This window comes from Pseudomonas sp. SHLD1 (genome assembly GCF_028640935.1).
GTDB lineage: Bacteria > Pseudomonadota > Gammaproteobacteria > Pseudomonadales > Pseudomonadaceae > Chryseomonas > Chryseomonas aestiva.
This window is the reverse complement of sequence record NZ_JAQZAD010000011.1, coordinates 417,738-430,833: the sequence shown is the minus strand read 5'-3', so window position 1 is coordinate 430,833 and position 13,096 is coordinate 417,738. Positions and strand designations below refer to the sequence as shown.

Here is a 13,096-nt window from a genome sequence, read left to right as displayed (position 1 = left end):
ACTCGCCATGAAAGCCCTCACCGCCCTCTTCGCCGCCACTCTGCTCACCACCGCCATCGTCCAATCCGCCCAGGCCGAGGAAAGCGCCCTGCGCCCCCTGGGTTCGCTGATCGAAAGGCACCAGCAGCAGGATCGTACCCTGGCCGAGAACGGCGCCGACCGCAGCCTGCAGCCGGCGATCCAGCGTCAGCAGCAGCGCCTGGATGGCCAACGCCTGGCTGCCGACGGTGCCGAGCGAACCCTCCACCAGTGGCCCCAGCGTCAGCCGACCCGCGGCGCCGTGGCGTGAGTTGGCCGGACCGTCAGCCGGTCGCGCAGATAGTCCGAGAACAGCTGGACGATGCGCGCCGACTGACGATGCTGGGGATAGACCGCATAGACCGCCGCGCTGGGCAGGGCGAAGTCTTCCAGCACCTGCACCAGCGCCCCTGAGGCCAGCGCCGCGCCGATGATGAAGGTCGGCAGCACCGCGATGCCCTGGCCGGCGATGGCCGCGTCCCGCACCACCTCACCGTTGTTGGCCCTGAGCTGACCCTGCATGGGCAGCACCAGCGGTTTGCCGCCGCGCTGAAAGCGCCATTCCACCTGCCGACCATGGCCATAGAGCAGACAGCTGTGCTCGGCCAGATCCTCTGGCTGCAACAGCGGCGGCGCCTTCTGTAGATAATCCGGACTGGCGCAGGTCACCAGTTGCATCTCGGTCAGTCGCTTGGCGATCAGGCTGGAATCGGCCAGGGTGCCGATGCGGATCGACATGTCGTAGCCCTCGGCGAGCAGGTCCACCGCCCGGTCATTGAGATCCAGCTCCAGGCGGATCTGCGGATAGGCCGAGAGAAAATCCGGCAGCAGGGGACTCAGGTGCAGGGTGCCGAAGGTCATGGGCGCACTGACTCTCAGCACCCCCTGGGGCACCGTCCGCCGGCTGGAGAGCAACTCCTCGGTGTCGTTGACGTCTTCGAGGATCTTCACCGCCCGCTCATAGAGCAGCACGCCGAGTTCGGTCGCCTGCAGGCGCCGCGTGGTGCGATTGATCAACCGCACGCCAAGACTTTCCTCCAGCAACAGGGTCCGCCGGCTGACGTATTGCTTGGACAGCCCCAGCTTGTCGGCGGCGGCAGTGAAGCTGCCCTCGTTCAGGGTGGTGACGAACAGGCGCAGGTCTTCGAAATTCATGGCGGCATCCAGGCGGCGGGAGACGTTTGACGGCGGTCGGATCGCCGTCATTGTGCCAAATCGCCAGGCGTCCAGCGTCAGCCAGGCCGTTGGCGAGCACGCAAAAGAAAACCCCCTCGCCACCTTGCGGTGAGGAGGGGGTTCTGGCGTTCGCCGTCGCTTAGACGTTGAAGCGGAAGTGCATGACATCACCGTCCTTGACGATGTAGTCCTTGCCTTCCAGGCGCCACTTGCCGGCTTCCTTGGCGCCGTTTTCGCCCTTGAAGGCGATGAAGTCGGCATAGGCCACCACTTCGGCGCGGATGAAGCCCTTCTCGAAATCGGTGTGGATGGCGGCGGCCGACTGGGGCGCGGTGGCGCCGACGCGGACGGTCCAGGCGCGCACTTCCTTCACCCCGGCGGTGAAGTAGGTCTGCAGGTTGAGCAGTTCGTAGCCGGCGCGGATCACCCGGTTCAGGCCCGGCTCTTCCATGCCCATGGACTCGAGGAACATCTGCTTTTCCTCGTCGTCGTCCAGTTCGGCAATTTCCGCCTCGATCTTGTTGCATACCGGCACCACCACGGCGCCTTCTTCCTCGGCGATGGCACGGACCACATCCAGGTGCGGGTTGTTCTCGAACCCGTCTTCGGCGACGTTGGCGATGTACATCACCGGCTTGCTGGTCAGCAGGTGGAAGCTGCGCACCAGACGCTTCTGCTCCTCGTCCAGGCCCTTCAGCAGGCTGCGGGCAGGCTTGCCGGCTTCGAAGTGCGGGATCAGCTGTTCCAGCAGGGCCTTCTGTGCCAGGGCTTCCTTGTCACCGCCCTTGGCGTTGCGGGTCACCCGCTGCAGTTGCTTCTCGCAGCTGTCGAGGTCGGCGAAGATCAGCTCCAGGTCGATCACCTCGATGTCCCGCTTGGGATCCACCGAATTCGACACGTGGATGACGTTCTCGTCTTCGAAGCAGCGCACCACGTGGGCGATGGCGTCGGTCTCGCGGATGTTGGCGAGAAACTTGTTGCCCAGGCCTTCACCCTTGGAGGCACCGGCCACTAGCCCGGCGATGTCGACGAATTCCATGGTGGTGGGAATCACCCGCTCGGGCTTGACGATTTCCGCCAGGGCATTCAGTCGCGCATCGGGCATGGGTACGATGCCGCTGTTGGGCTCGATGGTGCAGAAAGGGAAGTTTTCTGCCGCGATACCAGATTGGGTCAGGGCATTGAACAGGGTGGACTTGCCGACGTTGGGCAGGCCGACGATGCCGCAATTGAATCCCATGGTGTGTGTCCTCGCGGAAGAAAAGGAAGAGGGTAGGGTAGGTCAGGCCTTGCGGCTGTGCAGGCGTTGCATGGCGCGGGTCAGGTCGCCGGTCAGCAACTCCGGAACCACCTCCAGGGCGGCCTCGATGCTGGTGTCGAGCAGGTCCTGCTCGCTGCGCGGTGCGCGGCCCAGCACGAAGTTGGAGACCAGGCTGGCATGCCCCGGATGGCCGATGCCCAGGCGCAGACGCTGGAAGCCGTTCTGATTGCCGAGCTGGGCGATGATGTCGCGCAGTCCGTTATGCCCCCCATGGCCGCCGCCGGTCTTGAGGCGTGCGGTGCCGGGTGGCAGGTCGAGTTCGTCGTGGGCCACCAGGATGGCTGCCGGCGGGATGCGGAAAAAGCCGGCGAGCGCCGCCACGGCCTGGCCGCTGCGGTTCATGTAGGTGGTGGGGATGAGCAGACGAACATCGTTGCCCGCGTGGCGGAAGCGCCCCACCAGGCCATGATACTTGCGCTCGACAGCCAGGCTCGCGCCCTGGGCGGCTGCCAGTCGCTCAACGAAAAGGGCCCCTGCATTGTGCCGGGTCTGGTCGTATTCGGGGCCCGGATTACCCAGGCCGACGATCAGTTGGACGGCAGTCATGTCAGGAGCCCTTCTCTTTCAGGCGTGCGAGAACTTACTCGGCAGCGCCTTCTTCGGCAGCGCCGTCAGCAGCTTCTTCACGGATGCGCGGCATGTGGATGCTGGCAACCGGCAGATCGCTGCCGTGGGCCAGGGACACCAGCTCGACGCCAGCCGGGACGTTCAGGTCGCTCAGGTGAACGATCTGATCTAGCTCGACCTTGGCCATGTCGACTTCGATGAATTCCGGCAGGTCTTTCGGCAGGCAGGAAACTTCGACTTCGTTGATGGTGTGCAGGATCTCGCCACCCTGTTGCTTCACGCCCACGGAGGTTTCCTGGTTCATGAAGTGCAGGGGCACGTGAGCGGTCAGCTTCTGACCGGCGACGACGCGCAGGAAGTCGGCGTGCATGACGTAGCCCTTGGAGGGGTGACGCTGCAGGGCCTTGACCAGCACGCTTTCGTTGCTGCCATCAACCTTCAGGGTGATGACGCTGGCGAAGGCGGCTTCGCTTTCCAGCATCTTGGCCAGGTCTTTGCCGACCAGGGTGATGGACGTCGGGGCCTTTTCGCCACCGTAGATCACGGCGGGAACGTTACCGGCATTACGACGCAGGCGGCGGCTCGCACCTTTCCCCAGGTCGGAACGCACTTCGGCATTCAGGGTGAAATCAACCATTGTGAATCTCCAGGATAAGGAATCGGCAGTCCGAGACTTGCGACCAGTTCTACGGCCCTACCGACTAAAAAGCCCCGGGGGGTCTCCTCGACCTTCCGGGGCGCTTCCAGAGCGGCTGTTCCTTAACGGAACATCGCGCTGATGGATTCTTCGTTACTGATCCGGCGTACCGCCTCGGCCACCACCGGCGCGATGTCCAGTTGGCGGATACGGCTGCAGGCCTGAGCCGCGGCGGACAGCGGAATGGTGTTGGTCACCACCAGCTCGTCCAGCACGGAGTTGTCGATGTTCTCGATGGCCCGACCCGACAGCACCGGGTGGGTGCAGTAGGCCAGGACCTTGGCGGCGCCGTGTTCCTTCAGGGCCTTGGCCGCATGGCACAGGGTGCCAGCGGTATCGACCATGTCGTCGACCAGCACGCAGGTGCGGTCCTGGATGTCACCGATGATGTGCATCACTTCCGACTGGTTGGCCTTGGGACGACGCTTGTCGATGATCGCCAGGTCAACACCCAGGCTCTTGGCCACGGCACGCGCACGCACCACGCCACCGATATCTGGGGAGACGATCATCAGATTTTCGAAACGCTGGTCTTCGATGTCATCCACCAGAGCGGGGGAGCCATAGATGTTGTCCACGGGAATATCGAAGAAGCCCTGGATCTGGTCGGCGTGCAGATCGACGGTGAGCACGCGATTGATGCCCACCACGGTCAGCATGTCGGCCACGACCTTGGCGGTGATGGCGACGCGTGCGGAACGCGGACGGCGATCCTGACGTGCATAACCGAAATAGGGGATGACTGCGGTGATACGAGTGGCCGAGGAGCGGCGGAAGGCATCGGCCATCACCACCAGTTCCATCAGGTTGTCGTTGGTCGGCTCGCAGGTGGGCTGGATGATGAAGACATCCTTGCCCCGTACGTTCTCGTTGATTTCGACGCTGATCTCGCCGTCGGAGAATTTTCCGACGGAGACGTCACCGAGAGGGATATGCAGCTGGCGCACGATGCGCCGTGCCAGATCGGGGTTGGCGTTCCCCGTGAAGACCATCATCTTGGACACGCTGCAGTTCCTGCGGCTTGAGGTGGGTCTTGGAAGGAAAATGGCAGGGGCGGCTGGATTCGAACCAACGCATGGCAGGATCAAAACCTGCTGCCTTACCGCTTGGCGACGCCCCTGTATCTTGCAGAGTACTAGCTGTACTCATTCTCTGGTCAGGCTTGCCAGCGCCCGGTGCAACATGGAAGTGTTGCTACCTTTGGCTACGAAGCCTGGAAGTGATGCTGGTAGCTGGCTAGCTACTGTATCAGCTTCGGTCTTATTTGGAAAGCTTCCAAATATGCAACCTCCAGTGCCGGTTAATCTAGCTGAAACAAATTTGTTTAGCAAGATCAAAGCGTTACGAATTTCTGGGTAACGCCTTTCGACCGTACTCTGGCAGTCGTTTCGACCTGACCACTTGAGAACGGCGCAAACTTTAATGGCGGGAGTGTCCCGTGTCAACAGCGGATCTGAAAAAATTTCTGCTGTACTTACAGAGACTTGCGGCACGGCCACGAGATACCAGGGTTCCGGGGGGGCGACCGGGGTGAGCTTTTCCCCCACGCCCTCGGCGAAGGCGGTCTGGCCGCGGACGAATACCGGCACGTCGGCACCCAGGCGCAGCCCCAGCGCCGCCAGGTCGTCGAGGCTGGCGCCCAGGCCCCAGAGGTGATTCAGGCCGAGCAGGGTGGTGGCGGCATCCGAACTGCCGCCACCGATGCCGCCGCCCATGGGCAGGCGCTTGGTCAGCCAGAGGTCGGCGCCTTTGGTCGTGGCGCTTTCCTGCTGCAGCAGCCGGGCGGCGCGCAGGATGAGATTCTGCGCGGGGGCGACGCCCGGCAGGCCGTCGTGGAGTTGCAATTCGCCGTCATCCCGTCCGGCGAAGCCCAGGTCGTCGCCCCAGTCGAGAAACTGGAACAGCGTCTGCAGCTCGTGATAGCCGTCCGGGCGGCGGCCGAGGATGTGCAGGAACAGATTGAGCTTGGCCGGCGCCGGCAGGGTGAAGGCAGGCGCTGCGGTCATTTGCCCAGCTCGCGCGGCTGCCAGGTCTTCACCACCAGGATGACTTCCAGGTCCTTGCCGGTGAGCTTTAAGCGCTCGGGCAGGGTGTAGCCGTTCTGCTCGGTATAGCGGGTGTATTCGACGGTCCAGCCGTCCTGTACCAGGCGTGCCAGGTGGCTGTCGGCGTCCAGGGTCAGCTGGCTGCGACTGTCCGGCGCCGGCAGGCCGCGCACCCACCAGAGCAGGTGCGAGACCGGCAGGCGCCAGCCGAGTTGCTGTTCCAGCAGGGCCTCGGGGGAGTCGGCCTGGTAGCTGCCCTGGCCGGAGACATCGAGGGTGACGGCGCCTGGACGCCCGGTGAGGCGGGTGGCGCCGCGGCCGAGGGGGCCAGCCAGGCGGATGTCATAGTAGTCCTGGCGCTGCAGCCAGAACAGGGTGCCGCTGCCGGAATCGCGCGGGGCGCGGATGCCGACCTTGCCGTCGATCTGCCAGCCGTCGAGGGCGGCGATACGTTTTTTATGAGCCTGCCATTGGGCGGCGTTGCCCTGGCCTTCCACGGCTTCCTGGCGAGAGGTGCTGGCGCAACCGGCCAGCAGTGCGAGCAGCAACAGGGTGAAGAGGGTACGCACGCGGATCATCGGAGGGTTTCGCTTCCAGTCAGGCGTTTGAGGGTGCTGCGCAGGATGGCGTCATCGGCGTCGGCGTCGAGGCCCACGCGCCAGACCTTGCGCGCTTCGCTACGCTTGCCCTGGGCCCAGAGCACCTCGCCCAGGTGGGCCGCCACTTCGGCGTCGGGGAAGCGTTCGTAGGCCTGGCGCAGAAAGCGTTCGGCGTCGGCCAGCTGGCCCTGGCGATAGCGGATCCAGCCCATGCTGTCGAGGATGGCCGGGTCGTCCGGACTCAACTGGTGCGCCTTGTCGATCAGCTGGCGTGCCTCGGCCAGCCGTGGGGTGCGGTCGGCCAGGGTGTAGCCGAGGGCGTTGAGCGCCATGGCGTTGTCGGGGTCGTGGGCGATGATGTAGCGCAGATCGCTTTCCAGCTGACCAAGGTCGCCGCGCTTTTCCGCCAGCATGGAGCGCACATAGAGCAGGTTGAGGTCGTTAGGATACTGCTGCAGGGCCTGCTGCACGGTCTGGTCGGCAAGGGCGGTCTGGTCGGCGCTGGCCAGGCCTTCGACTTCCAGCAGATAGAGCGGCACGGCATATTCGCTCTGGCGCTTGCGCGCCTCGGCCAGGCGCTGACGGGCCTCGATGATGCGGCCACTGCCGAGCAGGATCTCCGCCTGGCGCTGCTGGGCGGCCAGGTAGTCGGTGCCCGGCCCGACCTGGGTGTATTCGGCCAGCGCCTGCTCGGGCTGGTCGAGTTCTTCGTAGCTGCGACCCAGGTTCAGGTGCGCGGCATCCACATGGCTGCCGCGGTCGATCAGTTCCTTGAGATAGATCTGGGCTTCGCGCCAGGCCTGGGCTTCCAGGCAGACCAGCGCCAGGGAGAATCTCAGGTCATCGTCATCCGGGAACTGGGTGACCAGCTCGGCGAACTCGCGCTTGGCCTGGTCCAGGCGATCCAGCTCCACCAGCAGCCGGGCATGGGCCAGGCGCAGGCGGCGGTCTTCCGGGTGCTGGCGGATGCCGGCTTCGAGCAGTGGCAGGGCCTCGGCGCTGCGGTCCTGGCTCTGCAGCAGGCGGGCGCGCAGGAGCAGCGGCGCGACTTCGCGCCTGGCCGCCGGATTGCGCTCCAGCAGCTTGAGAGCCTCGTCGGCACGGCCGTCCTGCTGTAGCAGCAGCGCCTTGCCGAACAGCAGCTGGCCGTTGTGCGGATACTTGGCCAGCAGCCGATCGAAGCTCTTGAGCAGCCCGGCGCGGGTGGTCTCGTCGGTTTCCGCCGCCGAGAGGGCGAGGAAATCGAAGTGGGTGTCGCCCTGGCCCTGGAGCACGCGCTCCATGTAGACCATGGATTCGTCATAGCGACCGGCGCGGGCCAGCATGATGGCGGCGGCGCGCTGGGCATCCAGGTTGTCGGGGGCGTTGCGCGCCCAGATCTGCGCGGTTTCCAGCGCCGGGGTATCGGCGCCCAGGTATTCGGCGATGCGGAAGGCCCGCTCGGCGACCCCCGGGTCCTGGGTCGATTTGGCCTGCTCGACATAGTTGGTCAGGGCGATGTCGAATCGGTTGCGCTGCCCGGCCAATTCGCCGACCAGCAGGTCATAGAGGGTGTCTTCGCGAAAGGAGCCGGCCGGTTGCGGCGTGCTGGTCTTGGCGGTGGGCGGCGGGATGGCGGCAGCGGGCGTCGGCTGACGGCCGAGGTTCTGGCAGCCGGCGAGCAGCAGGGCGGTCGTCAGCAGCGCAAGGTATCTGGTCATAGGGTCGAGGCGGCCTTTTTACAGTCGGTCCATCATGCCACAAGAGTCGCCGTGGCCGCGTCGCGCATGCGCAGCGGCCGGCCGAGAAGTGCGGTGGTCGAGGCTGTTGACGCCTTTTGCCCGGCAAGATTCATTCGCTCAGGCTATGACGGCGATTGTCCGACGTCTCGTCGCTGCTGGTTGTCGCCACCGCCCGCGCGTAGGACAATGATCGGCTTTCCCAATCCGTTCGACTGCTTGCGTCCATGGCCTTTCTCGCGCTCGGCATCAATCACAAGACCGCCTCGGTTGAGGTGCGCGAACGTGTGGCCTTCACTCCGGAGCAGACGGTCGAGGCCCTGCGCCAGCTGGAGCAGGCCACCCACAGTCGCGAAGCGGCGATTCTTTCCACCTGCAATCGCAGCGAACTCTACCTGGAGCTGGAGCCCAGCCTGGCGGAGGCCGTGCTGGCCTGGCTCGCCCAGTACCACCGGGTGCCCCTGGAAGACCTGCGTGCCAGCATCTATCTGCACCAGGACGAGGCCGCGGTCCGCCACATGATGCGGGTGGCCGCGGGGCTGGACTCCATGGTGCTGGGCGAGCCGCAGATCCTCGGCCAGCTCAAGTCGGCCTATGCCGTGGCGCGTGAGGCCGGCACCGTCGGTCCGCTGCTGGGGCGGCTGTTCCAGGCCACCTTCAATACCGCCAAGGCGGTGCGCACCGACACGGCGATCGGCGAGAACCCGGTATCCGTGGCCTTTGCCGCGGTCAGCCTGGCCAAGCAGATCTTCAGCGACCTCAGCCGCAGCCAGGCCCTGCTGATCGGCGCCGGCGAGACCATCACCCTGGTCGCCCGCCATCTGCACGAGCAGGGCGTGCGGCGCATTGTCGTCGCCAACCGCACCCTGGAGCGCGCCAGTCACCTGGCGGAAGAATTCGGCGCCCATACCGTGCTGCTGGCCGACATTCCCGACGAGCTGGTCAACAGCGACATCGTCATCAGTTCCACCGCCAGCCAGTTGCCCATCCTCGGCAAGGGCGCGGTGGAGCGGGCGCTCAAGCAGCGTCGCCACAAGCCCATCTTCATGGTCGACATCGCGGTGCCGCGCGACATCGAGCCGGAGGTGAGCGAGCTGGAGGACGTCTACCTCTATACGGTGGACGACCTGCACGAGGTGGTGGCGGAAAATCTCAAGAGTCGCCAGGGCGCTGCCCAGGCTGCCGAGAAGCTGGTGCTGGCCGGGGTCGAGGACTTCATGCAGCGGCTGCGCGAGCGCGCCGCGGTGGACGTGGTCCGCGCCTATCGCCAGCAGGGCGAGCAGATCCGCGACGACGAACTGGCGCGTGCCCAGCGCCAGCTGGCCAATGGCGTCGATCCCCAGGAAGCCCTGGCGGCCCTGGCACGCAGCCTCACCAACAAGCTGATGCACGCGCCGAGCGTGCAGCTCAAGAAACTATCCGCCGAGGGGCGCGTCGATGCGCTGACCCTGGCTCAGGAACTCTTCGCCCTCGACGAGGGTTTGGACAAGACATGAAGACCTCTCTGTTGCACAAGCTCGACGGTCTGCAGGACCGCTTCGAGGAGCTGACCGCGCTGTTGGGCGACGCCGAAGTCATCAGCGACCAGACCCAGTTCCGCGCCTATTCCAAGGAATACGCCGAACTCGAGCCGGTCAACCAGGCGTTCACCGAATACCGCAAGGTGCAGGCCGACTTGGAGGGCGCCCAGGCGCTGCTCAAGGACAGCGACCCGGATCTGCGCGAGATGGCCGAGGAAGAGGTCGGCACCGCCAAGGCGCGGCTGCAGGAACTGGAAGACGAACTGCAGCGCATGATGCTGCCGCGCGATCCCAATGACGGCCGCAACGTCTTCCTGGAAATCCGCGCCGGTACCGGCGGCGACGAAGCGGCGATCTTTGCCGGCGATCTGTTCCGCATGTATTCGCGCTATGCCGAACGCCAGGGCTGGCGCCTCGAGGTGCTCTCGGAGAACGAGGGCGAGCACGGTGGCTTCAAGGAAGTCATCGCCCGGGTCGAGGGCGACAGCGTCTACGCCAAGCTCAAGTTCGAGTCCGGTGCGCACCGGGTGCAGCGGGTCCCGGAGACCGAATCCCAGGGCCGCATCCACACCTCGGCCTGCACCGTGGCGGTGCTGCCGGAGCCGGACGAACAGCAGGCCATCGAGATCAATCCGGCCGATCTGCGCGTCGACACCTATCGCTCCTCCGGCGCGGGCGGTCAGCACGTCAACAAGACCGACTCCGCGGTGCGCATCACCCACCTGCCCACCGGCATCGTGGTGGAGTGCCAGGAAGAGCGCTCCCAGCACAAGAACCGCGCCAAGGCCATGGCCTGGCTGTCGGCCAAGCTCAATGACCAGCAGGATGCGGCGGCGCACAAGGAAATGTCCGACACCCGCCGGCTGCTGGTGGGGTCGGGCGACCGCTCCGAGCGCATCCGCACCTACAACTTTCCCCAGGGTCGAGTGACCGATCACCGCATCAACCTGACCCTCTATTCGCTGGGCGAAGTGGTCAATGGCGACGTCCAGCAGATCATCGATCCGCTGCTGCAGGAATACCAGGCCGACCAGCTGGCGGCGCTGGGAGACTAAGCATGGCCACCATCGGCGCCCTGTTGCGCGAAAGCCAGCTGCCGGATTCGCCCAGCGCCCGCCTCGATGTGGAACTGCTGCTGGCCGCCGCCCTGGACAAGCCGCGCAGCTACCTGCGCACCTGGCCGGAAAAACTGGTGCCGCGCGAGGCCCTGGCACGCTTCCAGGCCAACCTCGAACGACGCCGGCAGGGTGAACCGGTGGCCTATATTCTCGGCCAGCAGGGCTTCTGGTCGCTCGACCTGGAGGTGAGTCCGGATACCCTGATCCCCCGTCCCGATACCGAGGTACTGGTGGAAACCGCCCTGGCACTGCCCCTGGCCGACGAGGTGCGGGTACTGGACCTGGGCACCGGCACGGGCGCCATCGCCCTGGCCCTGGCCCATGAACGGCCGCGCTGGCGGGTCAGCGGCGTGGATCGTATCGCGGCGGCGGTGGAGCTGGCACGACGCAATGCCCAGCGCCTGCGCCTGGGCAATGCGCTTTTTCAGCAGAGTCGCTGGTTCGCCGCCCTCGCCGGGCAGCGCTTCGACCTGATCGTCAGCAATCCCCCCTATATCGCCGGCAGCGATCGCCATCTGGACGAGGGCGACGTGCGTTTCGAGCCGCGCAGCGCCCTGGTGGCCGGCGTCGATGGCCTGGACGATATCCGCGAACTGGTCGCGGCGGCGCCCGCGCACCTGCAGCCGGGTGGCTGGCTGTGGCTGGAGCACGGCTTCGACCAGGCCGCCGCGGTGCGCGATCTGCTGGTTCGCCAGGGGTTCGTCGAGGTCGAGAGTCGCCAGGACCTGGGTGGTCACGAACGCATCAGCGGAGGGCGTCGGCCATGCTGAGCGACAGTGAGCTGCTGCGCTACAGCCGGCAGATCCTGCTGGCCCAGGTGGATATCGCCGGACAATTGCGGCTGAAAGACGCCAGGGTACTCATCGTCGGCCTCGGCGGTCTGGGTTCGCCGGTGGCGCTCTATCTGGCCGCCGCCGGCGTCGGCGAATTGCACCTGGCCGACTTCGACCAGGTCGACCTGAGCAATCTGCAGCGCCAGGTGCTGCACGACGAAAGCCGCATCGGCCAGGGCAAGGTGGATTCCGCCCTGCAACGCCTGGCGGCGCTCAACCCCGAGGTGCGCCTGGTGCCGCTGCGCGAGGCGCTGGACGCCGACAGCCTGGCGACGCGCATCGCCATGGTGGATCTGGTGCTGGACTGCTCGGACAACTTCACCACCCGGGCGGCGGTGAATGCCGCCTGCGTGGCCACGGGGCGGCCGCTGGTGAGCGGTGCGGCCATTCGCCTGGAGGGCCAGCTCAGCGTCTTCGATCCGCGACGCGCCGACAGCCCCTGCTACCACTGCCTCTATGGCGAGGGCAGCGAGGCGGAACTCAGTTGCAGCGAAGCCGGGGTGCTGGGGCCGGTGGTCGGCCTGGTGGGCAGTCTGCAGGCGCTGGAGGCGCTCAAGCTCCTGGCCGGCTTCGGCGAGCCCCTGGTCGGTCGACTGCTGCTGGTGGATGCGGCGGGCAGTCGCTTCCGCGAATTGCGGGTCAAGCGCGATCCAGGTTGCCCGGTGTGCGGCGCCCGCCATGGCTGACGAGGCGCCGGTCGGGGTCTTCGACTCGGGCGTCGGCGGCCTGTCGGTGCTGGCGGAGATCCGCCAGCTGCTGCCGGCGGAAACCCTGCATTACGTCGCCGATTGCGGCCATATCCCCTATGGCGAAAAGACCCCTGCCTTCATCCGCGAGCGCTGCCAGCTGATCGCGGCGCGGCTGTACGCCCAGGGCGCCAAGGCCCTGGTGGTGGCCTGCAACACCGCCACCGTGGCGGCGGTGGCCGATCTGCGCGAACGCTATCCCCGCTGGCCCATCGTCGGCATGGAACCCGCGGTCAAGCCCGCCGCGGCGGCGACCCGCAATGGCCGGGTCGGGGTGCTGGCGACCACCGGTACCCTGCAGAGCGCCAAGTTCGCCGCCTTGCTGGACCGCTTCGCCCTGGGCGTCCAGGTGCTGACCCAGCCCTGTCCGGGACTGGTGGAACAGGTCGAGCGTGGCGATCTGCACGGCCCCGAGACCCGGCGCCTGCTGCAGGGCTTTCTCACCCCCTTGCTGGCGGCTCAGTGCGACACCCTGATCCTGGGCTGCACCCACTATCCCTTCCTGCGTCCCTTGCTGGCCGAACTGGTGCCGCCGCAGGTCATCCTGGTGGACACCGGCGCCGCCGTGGCGCGGCGCCTGCAGAGTCTGCTGGCGGTGGACGAGCGCCTGGCGGAAGGGCCGGCCGGGCCTACGCGATTCTGGACCTCGGGCGATCCCGCCGAGCTTCGCGCCGTGTTGCCGCAACTCTGGCCGGCAGGGGCCGAGGTAAAGGCGTTCGTCTGACTTTCCCGTCAGGG

Annotated in this window: 14 protein-coding genes and 1 tRNA gene; 6 read left to right on the top strand and 9 right to left on the bottom strand. The window is 66.2% G+C overall.

What is annotated here, in order from left to right:
* Nucleotides 1-7: 7 nt before the first annotated feature.
* Entirely contained in the window at nt 8-289 is a 282-nt protein-coding gene (locus tag PVZ77_RS05285; protein ID WP_273810271.1) for a hypothetical protein, read from the top strand.
* Here PVZ77_RS05285 and PVZ77_RS05280 read toward each other — a convergent pair.
* The 9 genes from PVZ77_RS05280 to PVZ77_RS05240 form a co-directional block, all read right to left on the bottom strand.
* The gene (locus tag PVZ77_RS05280; protein ID WP_273810269.1) at nt 262-1,173 is read right to left on the bottom strand and encodes a LysR family transcriptional regulator; all 912 of its coding nucleotides are present in this window, start codon (nt 1,171-1,173) and stop codon (nt 262-264) included. The two genes, PVZ77_RS05285 and PVZ77_RS05280, sit on opposite strands and share 28 nt — an antisense overlap.
* Before the next feature lie 160 nt (nt 1,174-1,333).
* Nucleotides 1,334-2,434 (bottom strand): redox-regulated ATPase YchF, encoded by a 1,101-nt coding sequence (gene ychF, locus PVZ77_RS05275; RefSeq protein WP_273810267.1) that lies wholly within the window; start codon nt 2,432-2,434, stop codon nt 1,334-1,336.
* Nucleotides 2,435-2,476: 42 nt separating this feature from the next.
* On the bottom strand, nt 2,477-3,061 hold the full coding sequence (gene pth / locus PVZ77_RS05270; protein ID WP_273810265.1) for an aminoacyl-tRNA hydrolase: 585 nt from the start codon (nt 3,059-3,061) through the stop codon (nt 2,477-2,479).
* A gap of 34 nt (nt 3,062-3,095) precedes the next feature.
* Entirely contained in the window at nt 3,096-3,719 is a 624-nt protein-coding gene (locus PVZ77_RS05265; protein WP_273810263.1) for a 50S ribosomal protein L25/general stress protein Ctc, read from the bottom strand.
* Between the two features lie 122 nt (nt 3,720-3,841).
* Complete coding sequence (locus tag PVZ77_RS05260; protein ID WP_007161553.1) at nt 3,842-4,783, bottom strand: ribose-phosphate pyrophosphokinase; 942 nt, start codon at nt 4,781-4,783, stop codon at nt 3,842-3,844.
* Nucleotides 4,784-4,824: 41 nt separating this feature from the next.
* Nucleotides 4,825-4,899 (bottom strand) — tRNA-Gln (locus tag PVZ77_RS05255).
* 25 nt (nt 4,900-4,924) lie between these two features.
* Nucleotides 4,925-5,785 (bottom strand): 4-(cytidine 5'-diphospho)-2-C-methyl-D-erythritol kinase, encoded by an 861-nt coding sequence (gene ispE, locus PVZ77_RS05250; RefSeq protein WP_273810261.1) that lies wholly within the window; start codon nt 5,783-5,785, stop codon nt 4,925-4,927.
* The gene (lolB, locus tag PVZ77_RS05245) at nt 5,782-6,402 is read right to left on the bottom strand and encodes a lipoprotein insertase outer membrane protein LolB (protein ID WP_017641087.1); all 621 of its coding nucleotides are present in this window, start codon (nt 6,400-6,402) and stop codon (nt 5,782-5,784) included. Before lolB ends, ispE begins: the two co-directional genes overlap by 4 nt.
* On the bottom strand, nt 6,399-8,123 hold the full coding sequence (locus tag PVZ77_RS05240; RefSeq protein ID WP_273810259.1) for a tetratricopeptide repeat protein: 1,725 nt from the start codon (nt 8,121-8,123) through the stop codon (nt 6,399-6,401). Before PVZ77_RS05240 ends, lolB begins: the two co-directional genes overlap by 4 nt.
* A gap of 245 nt (nt 8,124-8,368) precedes the next feature.
* Between PVZ77_RS05240 and hemA the strand changes: the two genes are divergently transcribed.
* From hemA to murI, 5 genes are read left to right on the top strand one after another with little or no spacing between them, the layout of a single operon-like run.
* Complete coding sequence (gene hemA, locus PVZ77_RS05235) at nt 8,369-9,637, top strand: glutamyl-tRNA reductase (RefSeq protein WP_133861550.1); 1,269 nt, start codon at nt 8,369-8,371, stop codon at nt 9,635-9,637.
* Nucleotides 9,634-10,716, top strand: coding sequence for a peptide chain release factor 1 (prfA, locus tag PVZ77_RS05230; RefSeq protein ID WP_183633783.1), 1,083 nt, complete (start codon nt 9,634-9,636; stop codon nt 10,714-10,716). The genes hemA and prfA overlap by 4 nt, the downstream gene beginning before the upstream one ends.
* Before the next feature lie 2 nt (nt 10,717-10,718).
* Nucleotides 10,719-11,549 (top strand): peptide chain release factor N(5)-glutamine methyltransferase, encoded by an 831-nt coding sequence (gene prmC / locus PVZ77_RS05225; protein WP_273810256.1) that lies wholly within the window; start codon nt 10,719-10,721, stop codon nt 11,547-11,549.
* Nucleotides 11,543-12,298 (top strand): molybdopterin-synthase adenylyltransferase MoeB, encoded by a 756-nt coding sequence (locus PVZ77_RS05220; RefSeq protein ID WP_273810255.1) that lies wholly within the window; start codon nt 11,543-11,545, stop codon nt 12,296-12,298. Before prmC ends, PVZ77_RS05220 begins: the two co-directional genes overlap by 7 nt.
* Nucleotides 12,291-13,082 (top strand): glutamate racemase, encoded by a 792-nt coding sequence (gene murI, locus PVZ77_RS05215; protein WP_273810253.1) that lies wholly within the window; start codon nt 12,291-12,293, stop codon nt 13,080-13,082. Before PVZ77_RS05220 ends, murI begins: the two co-directional genes overlap by 8 nt.
* The last annotated feature ends 14 nt before the right edge of the window (nt 13,083-13,096 follow it).